The sequence below is a fragment of the Idiomarina sp. X4 genome (assembly GCF_002808045.1).
GTDB lineage: Bacteria > Pseudomonadota > Gammaproteobacteria > Enterobacterales > Alteromonadaceae > Idiomarina.
In genome coordinates, this window is record NZ_CP025000.1 from 1,540,369 (window position 1) to 1,557,014 (window position 16,646).

A 16,646-nucleotide genomic window follows, 5' to 3' on the forward strand; every position below is an offset into this window, starting at 1 on the left:
ACTACTTATAACAAATGTTCATATGTCATCGCTAACAGGACTGAACCAAATTACGTTTTAACTGCTATATTAAAATGACATATAAATGGGGAGAACAGCAGTATGAAACGTATAAATCCTATAACACTAGCTTTGGCTAGTAGTTTTCTTGTCGCTCCAGTAGCATTAGCACAAAATGCTGATACAAATGACAGTGCAGAGGTTGAAGAGGTTATTCAGGTTGTAGGTTCTCGTTTATCGATGAGAACAGCGACTGATGGTTCTGCGCCAGTCGACATTATTAGCGGAGAAGATCTAGCTGCCACAGGAATGACCGATACAGCAAAAGCACTTCAATATGCTGTACCAAGTTTTAACTTCCCATCATCTTCTATTACGGATGGTAGTGACGCTGTTAGACCAGCCTCACTAAGAGGTTTATCGCCTGATCATACGCTCGTCCTTATCAACGGCAAACGGCGTCACAGTTCTGCTTTAGTCCACTTAAATGGGACAACGGGGCGAGGTAGCTCAAACGTTGACCTTAACGCTATACCAATGTCGGCCATAAAACGCATTGAGGTCTTAAGAGATGGCGCTGCTGCACTTTACGGCTCAGATGCTATTGCTGGTGTGATTAACGTTGTATTGAAAGACAATTCAGAAGGTGGTAGTGCGAGCTTTCAGCTTGGCCAAACACATAAAGGTGATGGTGAACAATGGCGCGCATCGGCTAGTACTGGCTTTTCGGTGGGCGAAGACGGTGCGTTAACGTTGTCTGGAGAACTTCAACATAAAAACCGTACCAATAGAGCAGGTCCAGATACTCGGCAACAGTATCCATTGCTTGAAAACGGTGACCCAGATCCCCGAGAAGAGACCTTTGATAGACAAAGTTTTCATATTGGCCAAGCTGAATACGAGAACGCCTCTTTATTTGCTAACTTCGATATGACTTTGGGCGACGGTAGGATTTATGCTTTTGGCGGCATGAGTGACCGTAAATCTGAGTCCGGGGCTTTTTACAGAAGAGCGATTCAAAGTAACACGTTGACTGAAATCTACCCTGACGGGTTTCTGCCTATTCTAGCACCTGATGTTAAAGACTACTCTATGTACGCCGGTTATGAGTGGTACTTGGGTGAATGGATTTTAGATTTTAGTGGTGGTTATGGTGTTAGTGAGTTCCAATATAATGTTGAGAACTCATTGAATGCATCTCTGGGGCCTGACGTAACTCCAACCTCGTTCGATGCGGGAACTCTGACGAACGAAGAATCGAATATCACATTCGATGCTCAGCGTTTTGTCCCGTTTGTGAACAATTCTGATTTATCGATTGCGTTTGGTGTGAGCTACCGCGACAATACTTACCAAATTGAAGCTGGTGAAGAGGCTTCTTATATTAACGGTGGTTACGAGGATCGTCCTGCCGGGAGTCAGGGCTACACAGGCTTTAGGCCTGACGCGGAAGTTAACCAAAGCCGTGACAATGTTGGCGTGTACTTCGAAACCGAAAACCAGCTAACTACAGACTTTATGTGGGGCGCAGCGGTACGCTATGAAGACTATTCAGACTTTGGTGACAATACGAGCTGGAAGGTATCGGGACGCTACGACATTACGGACAGAATAGCGGTACGTGGCGCGGTTAATACCGGTTTTAGAGCACCCAGTGCCCAACAACTTTATTTCACCAACATCTCGACTCTGGCTGTTGATGTTGATGGCGAGACAGTTCTGCAACGCTCTGGAACCTTTAACTCTCTGAGTCCGGTTACAGAGGCTTTGAATATCCCTGATCTTGAACCAGAAGAATCTGACAGTATCAGTGCAGGTATTGTCTGGAATGGTTATGACGGTTTGGCCATTACATTAGACTATTTCCGAATCAATATTGATGACCGCATTATTTTATCAAACCAAGTGTTTCCGGGTGACTCGCCGGCTGTGGCCGATGCGCTAAGCACGGTGTCCGCAGAAAATGCCCGATTTTTTATCAATGCAGTTGATACAAAAACAGAAGGCTTGGATATTGTTGCGAGCAAGACATTTAGCTTAAATGACTTTGGTGAGCTAAAAGCACAACTTGCTTATGGCTTTAATAACACGGAAATAGAGTCAGTTAATTTGCCGCCACTTTTTGATGGGCTTGAGTCGGTATTATTCGATTATGACGAAAAAATCCGTATGACCGATTCAACACCAGATCATAGTGGCTCGTTGGGCTTTACTCATTCATTAGGAAACTGGAAAACAGACGTACGTTTTAATTACTTTGGAACTTACATTATTGGTGATTACGACACAGGAGAGACTGCCGAAGAAGCCAATGATACTTATGGACCCAATTGGGTGACTGACATTTCAGTGAAATACGCATTTTCTGATGACCTCAGCTTAATCGTTGGTGGCCAGAACGTGTTTAGTGAGTATCCAGAAGAACAACCGGTAGAAAGTGTGTTTGATACGATATTTAAGTATCCTAATACAAACTCGCCTATTGGATTCAACGGCGCTTACTTCTATTCCGAAGTTGAGTACAAGTTCTAAATTATCGAAAACTTAGTAAAAACCGCCATTATTTGGCGGTTTTTTTATTTCCGTCAACATCTTTTTTCCAAAATAACTTTAAAAACAGAGAGTTACTCATTGGCATGGTTTATGAAAGCAATACTATTAAAATGATTTCATAGGTGTGGATAAGATTATGTCAGACAAGAAAACTGTTTGGATCATTGTAATTGCAGTTATCGCTTTTCTATTGTTTGGGGATGAGATTGTTGCCTTAACTGCTTCTATCTTAGGGGCTGCAGTTGAGCTGTCGGTGTCACTAATTGTTTGGTTACTGGTCGTCGGTGGCATTTTCTTCATAGTGACGACGATATTCGGGAGCACGCTACTTGGCTTCTGCGCAGCGTTTATAGCACTGGTGCTAAGTGGAATTAGCTTTTTCTGGCCACTTTTACTCTGTCTTTTCGTTCTTTACTTAGTGTTTCGCAAACCGAGGGTTTCTAGGGCTCCTTAATTAAGTGTAAGATAGCGCATTATAAGCTGATTACTGGAATGACAATGCGTACATTACTGGCTGGTATCTTTACACTATTAATGACATCGACGGTATACGCCGATGTCGTTACTTTTTCCGAAGGATGGGCGCGAGAAAGCATACCCGGAGCGGAGAATGGAGCCGCTTACGGCAAGTTAGCCAACCCGTCTCAAAAAGCCCTCATTATAAAGGGCGTGAGCGGTTCCGTTGCAGACAAAATAGAAGTCCATACTCATGTGATGACCGATGGAATGATGTCGATGCAACAGGTAAAGGCGCTTGAATTACCTCCAAATGAACAAATAACCTTTGAACCCGGAAGCTATCACTTCATGTTATTTGGACTCTCGTCACCGCTGAAAAGTGGGCAATCGTTTGATTTGCAATTACACTTTACCAATGGTGAAACCCAGCAAATTTCCATTCGTGTTAAATAAAACGTTGTATTAAGGATGAACATGTACAAGAAAAGTATTATGGTCGCAGCCGCTTTGGCACTGACTCCGGCGCTTGCGAGCGCAGACACTGTTTTAGGTCTGTATGTTGGCGGGCAATACTGGGACACCGATGCCAGTGGTGAGTACGGAGTTGGCTCGGAAATTTTTACTCCGGGCTTTGAAGACAAAGGACAAACAAGCTACTACGCCGCGTTAGAGCATCCTGTTCCATTAATTCCGAATGTAAAAATTCGAGAAAATTCGCGTGAATTTGATGGTGGCTACGGACGTAATGACTTTAGTCATCGAGACTACATTTTCTATTACGAGTTTTTCGATAATGACATTATTTCTTTCGATGCGGGCATCAACGCAATGGACTTTGACGGCACAGTTCGTACACCCGTGAGTACGACTTTTGGTCGACAAGACTTTTCGGTGACGGTGCCAACGGCCTATTTAGCGACTCGCGTGGGCATACCCATGACCGAGCTGACGATGTTTGCGGAAGTGAGTGCGTTAAGTGTCAAAGACTCAAAAGTGCAGGATGCTCAAATCGGTGTTGAATATCGATTGGTTGAGAACTTGGCAGTGGACTTGAACTTACATGCAGGCTACCGCCACTCAGTCATTGAGTTAGACGATGTTGATGATATCTATTCTGATGTAACCTTCAAAGGTCCATTTGTTGGCCTGGAAGTTCACTTCTAAAGAAAACGAATGCTGCTTATTCGCTTGCAGTTGTACAACTTTATAAGCTAAATTGTTAGATGTTTGTAACGATTTAAGCGGAAGGCGAATGAGCAGTACCACTGATGAGCCGCTGTTCCTTCATGACGATGATGAAGAGATCAAGGTAGATAAGCCAAAAGGTTTTTGGAAAATCCTGATTGTCGACGATGATCAGGAGATTCATGCTGTTACAAAAATGGCACTCGCCGATGTCGTTATTTCTGAGAAGCCCCTCCAGTTTTTGCATGCCTATAGTGGCAGTGAAGCACTTGATCGCCTAAGTGAGCACGATGATGTTGCTATGATTCTCCTCGATGTGGTCATGGAAACGGACGATGCTGGCTTAAGAGTCGCACAAGACATTCGTGAAAAGCTCGGTAATGATGAAATACGCATCGTTCTGCGAACGGGGCAGCCCGGGTATGCTCCTGAAGAAAATGTTGTCAAAGCGTATGACATTAATGACTATAAAACCAAAACCGAATTGACTCGTAGCCGCTTATTAACCACTGTATTTTCTGCTGTGCGTTCTTACCAGCAATTAAAGACCATTAATGAAAACCGTCGGGGCTTAAGAAAAATCATTCATTCTGCTTCGAACTTGATGGAGCGGCACTCCATAGTTAACTTCTCAGAAGGTGTCGTCACGCAAATCGCCTCATTACTAGGTCTTAATGCTGAAGGTATCGTAGGCGCACGAGCACCTCATAAAGACAACGAAATTTTAGTGCTTGGTGCTGCCGGCCACTTTGCTAATAGTATTCATAAAAGCTTATCGACGCTTAATTCAGAAGAAATAGAAAGCGCCGTACGGCAATGTTTGAATGAAAAACGCCATATTCAGAAGGAACATGCGACGGTATTTTTTATTGATGGGCAAGAGCATCAGGCTGCTGCTTACATTGAGACTGACCGAACGGTGGCAGAGTATGACCAGGAACTGTTGGAGGTGTTTTTAGCCAATATAGCTGTGGGCTTTGAGAATGCGAACTTATTCGAAGAACTCCGCACCGCCGCTTATCTTGATCCGTTAACGGGTATCCCAAATAGGGCGGAATTTACTCGACAGTTGCAGAGTATTTCTGAGAAGCCATGTCAGGAAACCGCCATAGCGGTTCTGGATATAGACCATTTTTCAGACGTTAATGACGGATTGGGTCAAGATATTGGTAACTTACTGCTGCGCTCCGTTGCGCTCAGGCTCACTGAGCAGCTTGGTAATAACGTGTTCGTCTCCAGAATTTCGGCGGACGTTTTTGGCATTACTGGTCCGAAGAGTATCGTTACGCCTGACAATCTTAGTCAATTGTTTATTCTACCCTTTAGGGCTGGTGAACATTACATACCGTTACAAGTGACTTGTGGTTTCACGTCAGCTGAAAATACAGAACAAGTGAATGGTAAAGGTCTCCTCAAGCAAGTCTATATCGCTTTAAAAAGTGCCAAAACTCACTCATTCGAGCGTTTCGACTTTTATGAGCCGGTGATGGAGCAGGAGACGCAGCGGCGCCTGGAGCTTGTCAGAAAGCTGCGCTCTGACTTTGCAGATAGAAAACTTGAGGTGTGGTATCAGCCGCAAGTTGAACTGGAGAGCGAACGTATTATTGGTGTGGAGGCGTTACTGCGCTGGCCACAGAGCGATGGTAGCTTTATTTCGCCCGCCGAATTCATTCCATTAGCGGAATATTCAGGCCTCATTGTTGATATTGGATCTTGGGTTATTGAAGAGTCTTGCCGACAAATTCAAACATTTGACGAACAGGGTCTCCCTAATCTGCGTATTGCGATTAATGTATCGGTACCCCAATTTAGAAAGCGGGACTTTCCGGAATTGGTTGAAAAGCAAATCGAACAGTCTGGTATATCGCCGGAACGAGTTGAGCTTGAAATTACAGAAAGTATTCTAATGGAAGAGCCTGAATTAGTAGCAGACATTCTTAAGCGACTAAAACTTCAGGGAGTTAAAGTGGCTATTGATGACTTCGGTGTCGGCTTTTCTTCACTGAGCTATTTGCAGAAACTCCCACTTAACCGTATAAAAATTGATAAAACCTTTGTGAACAACTCTGCGCACAAGAGTGGTCAAATTATTATTGAAACCATTGTCGATATGGCACATCGGTTGGGGTTAGAGATTTTGGCTGAGGGTATCGAAGAGCCGGAACAGCGTGATTACTTTATTGGTTTGAACTGCAGCGAAGGGCAAGGCTTTTATTTCGCCAAGCCCATGCCTGCAAGTGAGCTAATTAAGCTGCTAAAGGAACAGAAAGAACTTACTGGTACACTTCGACAGAGTCAGCGTTCATAGTGTAACCGACAACGGCTAAGTCACCTTCTTTGCGCTCTACCTTAATGGTTCCTTCAATCCATACGGCATCATAAGTGTTCTCGTAAGGAACACCCTCTTCGTATTCAACGTGAATAATTTGATTTGGGGGCGGTGGGGGAACGTGGATACAGGCACCAAAGTACGGCACTAATAAAAACTCCGTGACGTTGTCGGCATTGCCTTCCAGTTGAACAACATAACCCGGTATGCGCACTTTTTTGCCGTCCAACGACTCAACCACCGGTGCGTCCAGGTTCGTTTGCCTGTCTTCTTCGGGGTTTGCATCATAGTAAGATTGAGGTTTAACCGGAGGGGGGGTGAACCCTTCAGGAATCAAGTCTTTCCAGCCGATTTTTTCCGCTGCAAACGTCGGCATTGCAACGACTAAAAACACTAATGCTAATAACTGCTTCATACTTTCACCGTAAGTCCGTCTGCTAAAGACTGGCGATAGGCCCGCCAGGCTGGAATTAAACTTAACACAAAACCAGTAGCTACCACGAGCCCTAAACGCCACCACTCAGCCACTGTTGGCCATGAGAAGCTCAGTACGATACCGGTTTGCGATTGAATGAGGCCAGCAAGGGACCATTCTAAAAAGTACAACAAGGCCAGTCCGCTTGCTGCACCAACTACTGTCAATAGCAGTGCCTCACTGACAAGTAGCCCGAAAACAGTACCGGGGCCTGCCCCTACCGCTCGTAAGACCGCCATTTCGCGGCGGCGTTCACGTAAACTGGCAAGCATAATCGTCAGCATACCCAGTAACCCAATAAGCACGACCATCGAGGAAATAACAGTCAGTGCTTGCTCGAATATACGCAGAGTTTTCCAGAGCTCCTGCAGTGTCATACCGGGCAGTAGTGCCGTTAAGGGCTCTGGTTTGTAGGTGTTAATTTGCCGCTGAAGTCGCAACGCTAACGGTTTGGCTTTGAGCCCCAGTAATGCGGCGCTAATGCTTTCCGCCGGAGGGTGAGCATGATGGTCGCCATGGTCATGTTCTTCATGGCTGCCGCCGCCATGAAGAACTTCAAGGCTCGTCAAGCTGGTTAAAACAGTTTGGTCAACGGGGGTTCCCGTAAGCTCTAAGATACCTACCACGGTAAGTGGATGTTCGTCATGCTCACTAAAGCTAATGCCACCACTGCCATGCGCTATGGTGATGTTATCACCCACTTTCTTCTTTAATTTAGCGGCGGCTTCAGCGCCTAATACGACTTGTTTGGCGTTGTGGAAAGCGTTGCCATCCGCAAAAGCTAGTGATTGCTTATTACCGTATTTAAAGTGCTGAAAGTAGTCTTCTGTGGTGGCAACAACGGGTAAACCACCGACGCTGTCGCCTAAAGAAATGGGTACCGCCCATTTTATTTCCGGGCGCGAGCGAATATCTTCAAAGGCATCCCAACTCATATTATTGGTCATACTGCCAATATGGAAAACAGACGACAGCAAGAGCTGTATTTGACTGGTTCTGGCGCCAATAATTAAGTCAGTCCCTGATACCGTATTGGCGAAGTTGGTTTGTACCTGTTCTCGGGTGCGCTCGACAGCCAGTAGTAAGGTGACGCTGACGGCAATAGCAACAATAGTGAGTAGAACGCTCGCACGGCGGTTTAGCAAACTTTTAATCGCCAACTTCATCATACGACAGCCCCCGCTTTATTGAGGTCACTCAATTCGACGTGCGAGTTAAAGTAGCGCGATAAGGCTGCGTCGTGGGTGACAAAAATTACCGTTGTGTCGTTTTTAGCTGACAGCTCCAGTAATAATTGAATAAAGGTGTCACGGTGCTCAGCGTCGAGTGCTGATGTCGGTTCGTCGGCAATTAACAGTGGCGGCGCCCCAAGTAATGCCCGAGCGGCAGCAACACGTTGCTGCTGACCAACACTCAGTGAGTGTGCAGGTTGTTGAATTTGGCGCTCGCTCAACCCCAAACGTTTCAGCATACCGTGAGCTGAGTTCTCCTGCGTGTCACCGGTTTTCGCAATTCGCTCTTTACGAACCTTAGAAAACTGACAGGCTAACAGTGCATTGTCCAGTGCGGATAAATACGGGAGCAGATTAAACTGCTGAAAGATGTAGCCGATGTTATCGGCCCGAAACCGATCTCTCTGGCGCCCGGAAAGCTTAGAAAGCGGTGTGTCGAACAGGCTCAACTCACCTTTTTGCGGAGTATTAATACCGGCCAGCAGCGATAACAGAGTGGACTTCCCGCTACCGCTGGGGCCGCGTAAAAGCAGCGTATCGCCGTTCTGTACTTGCCACTGTGGTATTTCTAATGTGGCTGATTCATTGCGCTTCCAGGCGAAGCTTAAATCATGAACAGAAACGGCGGTCATACATACTGCCTTCTTACGTTAAGAGTTTACGACTTTTGAGCGCGCTCAAATGACGTTTTAATTTCTTCTTTAGCGGACGCTGCGTCTTCCCAACCATCAACTTTAACCCACTTGCCTTTTTCTAGCTCTTTGTAGCGCTCGAAGAAGTGAGTAATTTGTGCTTTCAAGAGCTCAGGCAAGTCGTTCACATCATTAATATGGTCATATTCTTTGGTCAACTTGCTGACAGGAACGGCGATAACTTTTGCATCTTCACCAGATTCGTCGGTCATTTTTAATACGCCAACTGGACGGCACTTGATCACACAACCCGCTTGAAGTGGGTAAGGAGTTGGTACTAAAACGTCAACCGGGTCGCCGTCAAGTGACAAGGTTTCATTAACGAAGCCATAGTTAGCTGGGTAGAACATTGGCGTTGCCATGAAACGGTCAACAACCAGCGCACCAGTGTCTTTGTCGACTTCATATTTAATTGGATCAGCGTTTGCCGGAATCTCGATAATAACGTTAACTTCTTCTGGCAGGTTTTTGCCTGCTGGTACGTTTCCTAAGCTCATAATACTTCCTGTTCTCAATGTAAAAGTGATACCGATTGCGCGATTATAGCGGTTCGGCTTTATCGTGCAATATCGCTAAAGGTCTAATAAGGTTTTGGGTATTGCTTATGGTACTTCAAACAAGCGTCCACTTCGTTTGCTGAACCTAGTACCACGGCAACGCGTTGGTGAATGTGCTCAGGCACAATATCCAGAATACGTTGGTAGCCGTCGGAAGCTTTGCCCCCGGCTTTTTCAACCAACATTGCCATGGGGGCAGCTTCGTACATTAAGCGAAGCTTGAATGGCTTCTTAGGTTTGCGAGCGTCCCACGGGTAAGTAAACAATCCGCCACGAGAAAGCACTCGGTGTACGTCAGACACCATGGCTGCGTTCCAACGCATATTAAAGTTCTTGCCGCGAGGCCCTTCTTTGCCTTCGAGTAAGTCGTTGATATAGGCTTTAATTGGATCCGCCCAGTGGCGGCGGTTCGACATGTTGATTGCAAACTCTGTCGTGTCTTTTGGAATTTCTGCTTTTTCTTGGGTTAACAAAAACTCGCCAACAGTTTGGTCTAATGTGTAAATCCGTACCGATTTACCGGTGGTTAGCACCATCATGGTAGCTGGACCATATAATACATAACCTGCGGCAACTTGAGCTTTACCCGGTTGCAGGAACATCGACTCGCTGGTTTCTTCACCTTCCGGCTTTCTTAGTATCGAAAAGATGGTGCCTACGCCGCCGTTAATATCGATATTAGAGCTTCCATCGAGTGGATCAAACGCTACTAAGTAATGGCCGGAATTCGGGCTGTCGACAACGGAGTCTTCTTCTTCAGAGGCGACTGCATGAACATTGGGTGATTCCAGCAATAGGCTTTTCAGCAGTTGGTTGGCAACCACATCGAGCTTTTTCTGAGTTTCGCCCTGAATATTTTCATCCAGCGTTGAGCCTAGTACGCCGGCTAGCGCGCCCTGATGAAGTCGGAACGAAATTTCCTTGGCTGCAATTTGAATGGTGTTAATAACGGATATCAGTGACTCGCTGGTTTGGTCGGCTCTCAGTGTAGGCAATAAGCGTTTCATAACAGTTCCTGCAGCTTAAAATGTTGGTGCGTTAAACGACATGTTTTTGAGGGCGCAAATGATACCTTATTTTTTAGTAAAAATCCTGTTTGGCGTTTTTGACGTGGTACACTTTCGCTTCAGTAACAAATAGATGAATTGGATTGACGCATGCATATTCATATCGTCGGTATTTGCGGCACCTTCATGGGGGGGGTGGCCGCCATTGCTCAACAACTTGGACACAAGGTAACCGGTTCCGATGCCAGCGTGTACCCGCCAATGAGCACACAGCTGGAAAACTTGGGCATAGAGTTAATGAAGGGTTATGCCGAAGCAAACTTGAACCCTGTGCCGGACCTGGTGATTATTGGCAACGCATTGAGCCGGGGGAATGAAGAAGTGGAAGCGGTACTGCGTGAGCGGCTTCCTTATGTCTCTGGTGCGCAATGGCTGCATGACAATATATTGACCCGACGCTGGGTACTTGCGGTTGCTGGTACTCACGGCAAAACCACAACGGCCAGTATGCTAGCGTGGATCCTGGAAGATAACGGTTATAATCCTGGGTTCATGATTGGTGGTGTGCCGGGAAACTTCTCTGTCAGTGCAAGGTTGACCGAGTCAGACTTTTTTGTGATTGAAGCCGATGAATATGACACGGCATTTTTCGATAAGCGTTCGAAGTTTGTACATTATGCACCCGACACGCTGATATTGAATAACCTTGAGTTTGATCATGCGGATATCTTCGATGATCTTGCCGCCATTAAAAGACAGTTTTCGCACTTGCTGCGTGTTGTGCCGGATTCCGGGCAGATTATTTATCCAACTGAAGACAAAGCGTTAAACGAAGTTGTTGACGGTGGCTGCTGGAGCGACAAAGTCCAGCTGGGTAAAGACTGGTCTGCAAAGCTCAACAACGAGGATGGCACGTCCTTCGAGGTGATGCATGAGGGCGACACGGTCGCAACCGTTGAATGGTCGTTATTAGGTGAGCACAACGTTAATAACGCCATGATGGCTATTATTGCAGCTCGTCATGTTGGTGTTCCGGCTGAACAAAGTGCTGACTCCTTAAGCCGCTTTCAAAGCCCTAAACGACGCATGGAACTGATTGGCGAACACAACCGTATAAGAGTTTATGATGACTTTGCCCATCACCCCAGCGCAATTAAAACAACGCTGAGAGGCTTGCGCTCTCACCTGCCGGATTCGCGCATTGTTGCGGTACTGGAACCACGCTCAAACACCATGAAAATGGGTGTTCATGCTGACGCTATGGAAGAAGCGTTGAGAGCTGCTGATGAGGTCTTTGTACTGCAACCTGACGGGTTAAAGTGGGAGCTGGCGCGAGTGTTACCGAATGCACACGTTTTCACTAGCACCGAGCAGTTGCTTGAGGGGCTGCTGCATGAAGCTCAGCCGGAAGATTCCGTAGTTATCATGAGTAATGGCAGTTTTGACGGGCTGCATCGCCGTTTTCTCAGTGCGCTCCAACAAAGCCAGGAGGCCCAATGAAACAGGATAACCGAGTCACTGTCGCTATCACCGGTGCATCAGGTGCACCTTATGCGCTGCGTTTGATACAATGCCTGCTTGATCAAGATCAACAGGTGTTTTTGCTGATATCCAGCGCAGCCAGAGTGGTGCTGGCAACTGAGCATGGTATGCAATTGCCGGCAGCGCCCGACAAAGCGGCTGAGCAATTACGCCAATACTTTTCAGCGAGCGACGATAGCCTTCAGGTGTTCGGCAAAGAAGAGTGGTTCTCGCCGGTAGCGTCAGGTTCGTCTGCACCAAAGAAAATGGTGGTTTGTCCGTGTTCAACCAGCACCTTGTCGGCAGTCGCTTGTGGTAGCAGTAACACGCTTATAGAACGGGCCGCTGATGTTGTTATGAAAGAGCGGGGACAGCTTATTTTGGTTCCGCGCGAGTCACCGTTATCGACCATACATTTACAAAATATGCTGCAGTTAAGTCAGCAGGGCGTCACGATAATGCCGGCAGCGCCCGGCTTTTATCATAAGCCAGAGAGTATAGACGACTTAATCGATTTTATGGTTGCCCGAGTGCTTGATCATTTGGGACTGGAACAGAAGCTGGTCGCGCGTTGGGGCTACTCAAAGGAGTCATAGTACAGAGTATGAAAGCGCTAGAAATTAAAGGGTTAAGAAAGGTCTATCGAGGCGGTTTTGAAGCACTCAAAGGTATCGACCTGTCAGTAGAAGAAGGTGATTTTTACGCATTGCTTGGGCCCAATGGTGCCGGTAAGTCGACCACTATTGGCATTATTTCTTCACTGGTGAATAAAACGTCAGGCAAGGTCAGCGTGTTTGGCTACGATCTGGATACTCAGCTAGCTGATTTGAAACGCCAAATTGGGCTAGTACCACAGGAATTCAATTTCAACCAGTTCGAAACAGTTCAGCAAATTGTGGTGAACCAAGCTGGCTACTATGGTGTGCCCAGGCAACTTGCCAAAGAGCGTTCGGAAAAATACTTGAAGCAATTGGGGTTATGGGACAAACGAAATGAGCCAGCGCGTTCTTTGTCAGGTGGCATGAAGCGCCGCTTAATGATTGCCCGGGCGTTATTACACGAGCCGAAGCTATTGATTTTGGATGAACCTACTGCCGGCGTTGATATTGAACTGCGTCGCTCAATGTGGGATTACCTGACCAAAATTAACGAGCAGGGCATTACCATTATTTTGACGACGCATTACCTTGAAGAGGCGGAAATGCTGTGTCGTAACATTGGCATTATCGATGCAGGGCAAATTGTTGAAGACACCTCTATCAAACGACTGCTGGCAACCTTAAGCCGGGAAACTTTCATTCTGGATGTTGAGCCGGGGCATAATGGTGCAACCATTGACGGCTTTAATCACCGTTGGACAGACGACCATACGATTGAAGTCGAGGTCGATAAGGACGCCGGTCTTAACCGCGTGTTTGAGCAACTGAGCGAGCAACAGGTAAAAGTATTATCCATGCGAAATAAAGCTAACCGACTTGAAGAGCTCTTTGTCTCAATGGTTGAACAGGGTCGTCAGAAGGAGACTGCGCAATGAGCCACTCAGCATCTAACTTTATCGCATTGAAGACTATTTGGATAAAAGAGTGCACCCGCTTTTTAAGAATTTGGGTGCAAACCCTGGTGCCACCAGCCATTACCATGACGTTGTACTTTGTTATTTTCGGTAGCATCGTTGGCGAACGTATTGGTGAAATGAGCGGCGTTGGTTACATGGAGTTTATTGTACCGGGTCTGATTATGATGTCGGTTATTACGAACTCTTACTCAAATGTCGCTTCTTCGTTTTTCAGCGCTAAATTCCAACGCAACATAGAAGAAATGTTGGTGTCGCCTGTACCTACCTCGGTTATTATTGCCGGTTACGTTGGCGGCGGCATGGCGCGCGCGATGATAGTGGCGGTTATTGTCACTTGTGTGTCGTTTTTATTTGCCGATATTCAAATAGCGCACGTGGGTTACGTTGTCTTAACGGTGGTACTAACCTCGACATTATTCTGCTTAGGCGGTTTGATTAACGCCGTTTATGGTAAAACTTTTGACGATATATCCATAGTGCCCACTTTTGTGCTGACGCCGCTGACTTACTTAGGTGGGGTATTCTACTCCGTCAGTTTACTGCCCGAGTTTTGGCAAAAAGTGTCTATGGCGAACCCTGTTCTCTACATGGTGAACGGTTTCCGCTATGGCTTTTTAGGTCAGTCGGATGTGGGTATTGGGGTTGCCGTGTCTGTGCTTGTTGGTTTTAACGTTCTGTTTTTTGGCGTTGCTTACTACATCCTTGAAAAAGGCATAGGAATTCGCTCGTAATGAATGAAGCAAGACCGGTTAGTAGTAACCAACATGGGCCGCACGAAGACACGGTAGCCGTGGTTGAGCGTCATTTAGGCAACACGTTCAAAAAGCCATTTCAGGAGCATAACCTCAGGGCATTTGAAGATATTAATGCGCAAGTTGAGGATTGGAATGGACCGATTATTTTGGACTCTTGCTGTGGTGTCGGAGAGAGCACGGCGAAACTGGCTGAGCAGCATCCCGATGCCATGGTTATTGGTATTGATAAGTCAGCACACCGGTTGGCGCGTCATAGTCATTACCAGAATAATGAAAAAGGCCAGCGCTACTGGGTCGTTCGGGCTGATCTTATCGACTTTTGGCGTCTGGCCAACCAGGCCAACTGGACGCTTGAAAAACATTGTATTTTATACCCAAATCCCTGGCCCAAAGCATCACACTTGTCTCGGCGCTGGCATGGTAGCCCGGTATGGAAAGACGTCGTTGAGCTTGGTGGGCACTTACATATGCGCTCCAATTGGAGCCTTTACTTGCTGGAAGTAACACAAGCGCTTATGGTGAGTGGTTGTCAGGCACAGGTATCACTTGTTAAAAACGACGAAGAGGTTATGACGCCGTTTGAGCGCAAGTATAAAATCAGTGGCCAGCCGTTGTGGCAGCTTGACGCAGATTTATCGAAGGAGACGTAATTGAGCTCTAAACCCGAAGTGGCTGAGGTTAGTGAAGAATCGCTTTATCGCATTTTCACCATTCCGGAAGCGCCCGACTCGACACTGAGTAAAATCGAAAAGCATTTGTCCGAGAACCTCATGGGGTTTTTGGGTGATCATATCGTTGCGCGCGAAAAGCCTCTGCAGGAAATTGAGCGAGACTTCGACCGGTCACAAATTCCAGAAGAACCGCAGTTTGTTTCTGACCATACTGAATTTCTGCTCGACAAATTGGTGGCTCACTCCGTACATACGGCCTCCCCACGCTTTATTGGTCACATGACGTCAGCATTACCCTATTTTTTATTGCCACTGGCGAAGCTGATGGTTGGCTTGAACCAGAACCTGGTGAAAATAGAAACATCAAAAGCATTTACGCCTCTGGAGCGTAATGTCATTGGTATGCTGCATCACTTGGTTTACCGCGAAGAAGCGACGTTTTATAACCGTTGGATGCACAGTGCACAGCACTCATTGGGCGCCTTTTGCTCAGGCGGGACTATCGCCAATATGACGGCATTGTGGGTAGCACGAAACCGACTATTACAAGCCGACGGTAATTTCGGGGGCATTGCTGCGGACGGTATTGCTGCTGGCTTGCAGCATTATGGCTATTCACGATTGACGGTGGTGGTTTCTGAACGCGGGCACTACTCGTTGAGCAAAGCTGCTGATGTTCTGGGTATTGGTCGGCGCAATTTAGTGGCAGTGCCCACAGACAGTAATAACCGGATTCGTATCGATAAGCTTCGTGAAACCTGTGAAGCGATATCTGCAGAGGGCGGCAAAGTACTGGCACTGGTTGGTGTGGCTGGTACCACGGAAACGGGACACATTGACCCGCTAGACGAGATGGCCGATGTCGCCGAAGATATTGGCGCGCATTTTCATATTGATGCTGCATGGGGTGGCGCAACCCTATTATCTGAGCAGCACCGGTCACTATTGCATGGTGTTGAGCGTGCCGACAGCATTACCATTGATGCCCACAAGCAAATGTACGTGCCGATGGGAGCTGGCTTGGTATTGTTTAAGAACCCATCATTGGTGAAATCGATAGAGCACCACGCCGAATACATTATTCGACAGGGTTCCAAAGATTTAGGCTCTCATACCATGGAAGGCTCCCGGGCGGGCATGGCCATGATGGTTTTTTCCGCTATGCACGTGATAGGGCGCCGGGGTTATGAGCTGCTAATTAACAACAGTATTGATAAAGCGCGTTACTTTTCGAAACTTATTAGTGAGCAGGATGACTTCGAGGTCATTACCGAGCCGGAGCTGTGTATATTGACTTATCGCTTTGTGCCACCAAGAGTCAAAAAGGCACTTGAAAGCGCAACACCGGAGCAGCTGGCGCGTTTAACCCCGCACTTAAATGCGCTAACGCGTTATATTCAAAAACGTCAGCGTGAAACCGGGCGTTCATTTGTGTCGCGGACCAAGCTGACACCAGCACAGTACCATCACGAGCCGACGGTTGTCTTCCGTGTTGTGCTGGCAAATCCGCTAACGACGCACGACATGCTCGAGGAAGTACTGGAAGAGCAGCGTGAAATCGCTTCTAAAGCCACGAGCCTTAGAGGAGCGTTGCATACCGAGATGCGTGAACTCGGTATGCTGAACTAAGCCGA

General features: G+C 46.9%; 16 protein-coding genes. 11 read left to right on the forward strand and 5 right to left on the reverse strand.

Annotated elements, in window-relative coordinates; genetic code table 11:
• Nucleotides 1-102 precede the first annotated feature (102 nt).
• From CWC33_RS07375 to CWC33_RS07395, 5 genes are all read left to right on the forward strand, one after another.
• Nucleotides 103-2,532 carry a TonB-dependent receptor plug domain-containing protein gene (locus tag CWC33_RS07375; protein ID WP_100691416.1) on the forward strand — a complete coding sequence of 810 codons (2,430 nt, stop codon included), beginning with the start codon at nt 103-105 and terminating at the stop codon, nt 2,530-2,532.
• Nucleotides 2,533-2,689: 157 nt separating this feature from the next.
• Complete coding sequence (locus CWC33_RS07380; protein ID WP_100691417.1) at nt 2,690-3,007, forward strand: hypothetical protein; 318 nt, start codon at nt 2,690-2,692, stop codon at nt 3,005-3,007.
• Between the two features lie 44 nt (nt 3,008-3,051).
• On the forward strand, nt 3,052-3,465 hold the full coding sequence (locus CWC33_RS07385; protein ID WP_157803483.1) for a copper chaperone PCu(A)C: 414 nt from the start codon (nt 3,052-3,054) through the stop codon (nt 3,463-3,465).
• A 21-nt stretch (nt 3,466-3,486) separates the two neighbouring features.
• On the forward strand, nt 3,487-4,176 hold the full coding sequence (locus CWC33_RS07390; RefSeq protein ID WP_100691419.1) for a TIGR04219 family outer membrane beta-barrel protein: 690 nt from the start codon (nt 3,487-3,489) through the stop codon (nt 4,174-4,176).
• 88 nt (nt 4,177-4,264) lie between these two features.
• Nucleotides 4,265-6,505, forward strand: coding sequence for a GGDEF/EAL domain-containing response regulator (locus CWC33_RS07395; protein ID WP_100691420.1), 2,241 nt, complete (start codon nt 4,265-4,267; stop codon nt 6,503-6,505).
• Here the strand turns inward: CWC33_RS07395 and CWC33_RS07400 are convergent.
• From CWC33_RS07400 to CWC33_RS07420, 5 genes are all read right to left on the reverse strand, one after another.
• Nucleotides 6,471-6,941, reverse strand: a complete 471-nt coding sequence (locus tag CWC33_RS07400) for a DUF3299 domain-containing protein (protein ID WP_088767413.1) — start codon at nt 6,939-6,941, stop codon at nt 6,471-6,473. The two genes, CWC33_RS07395 and CWC33_RS07400, sit on opposite strands and share 35 nt — an antisense overlap.
• On the reverse strand, nt 6,938-8,170 hold the full coding sequence (locus CWC33_RS07405) for an ABC transporter permease (RefSeq protein WP_100691421.1): 1,233 nt from the start codon (nt 8,168-8,170) through the stop codon (nt 6,938-6,940). The genes CWC33_RS07400 and CWC33_RS07405 overlap by 4 nt, the downstream gene beginning before the upstream one ends.
• Nucleotides 8,167-8,865 carry an ABC transporter ATP-binding protein gene (locus tag CWC33_RS07410; RefSeq protein ID WP_100691422.1) on the reverse strand — a complete coding sequence of 233 codons (699 nt, stop codon included), beginning with the start codon at nt 8,863-8,865 and terminating at the stop codon, nt 8,167-8,169. Before CWC33_RS07410 ends, CWC33_RS07405 begins: the two co-directional genes overlap by 4 nt.
• 26 nt (nt 8,866-8,891) lie before the next feature.
• Nucleotides 8,892-9,422, reverse strand: coding sequence for an inorganic diphosphatase (gene ppa, locus CWC33_RS07415; protein WP_088767416.1), 531 nt, complete (start codon nt 9,420-9,422; stop codon nt 8,892-8,894).
• Between the two features lie 83 nt (nt 9,423-9,505).
• A complete protein-coding gene (locus CWC33_RS07420; RefSeq protein ID WP_088767417.1) occupies nt 9,506-10,489 on the reverse strand; it encodes a class 1 fructose-bisphosphatase in 984 nt (327 codons plus the stop codon).
• Between the two features lie 150 nt (nt 10,490-10,639).
• On the opposite strand from CWC33_RS07420, the gene mpl reads away from it, so the two are divergent.
• From mpl to panP, 6 genes are read left to right on the forward strand one after another with little or no spacing between them, the layout of a single operon-like run.
• Nucleotides 10,640-11,989, forward strand: coding sequence for a UDP-N-acetylmuramate:L-alanyl-gamma-D-glutamyl-meso-diaminopimelate ligase (gene mpl, locus CWC33_RS07425; RefSeq protein WP_100691423.1), 1,350 nt, complete (start codon nt 10,640-10,642; stop codon nt 11,987-11,989).
• Nucleotides 11,986-12,606: a flavin prenyltransferase UbiX gene (locus CWC33_RS07430; RefSeq protein ID WP_088767419.1), complete on the forward strand. Its 621-nt coding sequence runs from the start codon at nt 11,986-11,988 to the stop codon at nt 12,604-12,606. The genes mpl and CWC33_RS07430 overlap by 4 nt, the downstream gene beginning before the upstream one ends.
• Before the next feature lie 8 nt (nt 12,607-12,614).
• Entirely contained in the window at nt 12,615-13,544 is a 930-nt protein-coding gene (locus CWC33_RS07435) for an ABC transporter ATP-binding protein (RefSeq protein ID WP_100691424.1), read from the forward strand.
• Entirely contained in the window at nt 13,541-14,317 is a 777-nt protein-coding gene (locus tag CWC33_RS07440) for an ABC transporter permease (RefSeq protein WP_088767421.1), read from the forward strand. Before CWC33_RS07435 ends, CWC33_RS07440 begins: the two co-directional genes overlap by 4 nt.
• Nucleotides 14,317-14,991, forward strand: a complete 675-nt coding sequence (trmB, locus tag CWC33_RS07445; RefSeq protein ID WP_100691425.1) for a tRNA (guanine(46)-N(7))-methyltransferase TrmB — start codon at nt 14,317-14,319, stop codon at nt 14,989-14,991. Before CWC33_RS07440 ends, trmB begins: the two co-directional genes overlap by 1 nt.
• Nucleotides 14,992-16,641, forward strand: coding sequence for a pyridoxal-dependent aspartate 1-decarboxylase PanP (panP, locus tag CWC33_RS07450; protein ID WP_100691426.1), 1,650 nt, complete (start codon nt 14,992-14,994; stop codon nt 16,639-16,641).
• Nucleotides 16,642-16,646: the final 5 nt, after the last annotated feature.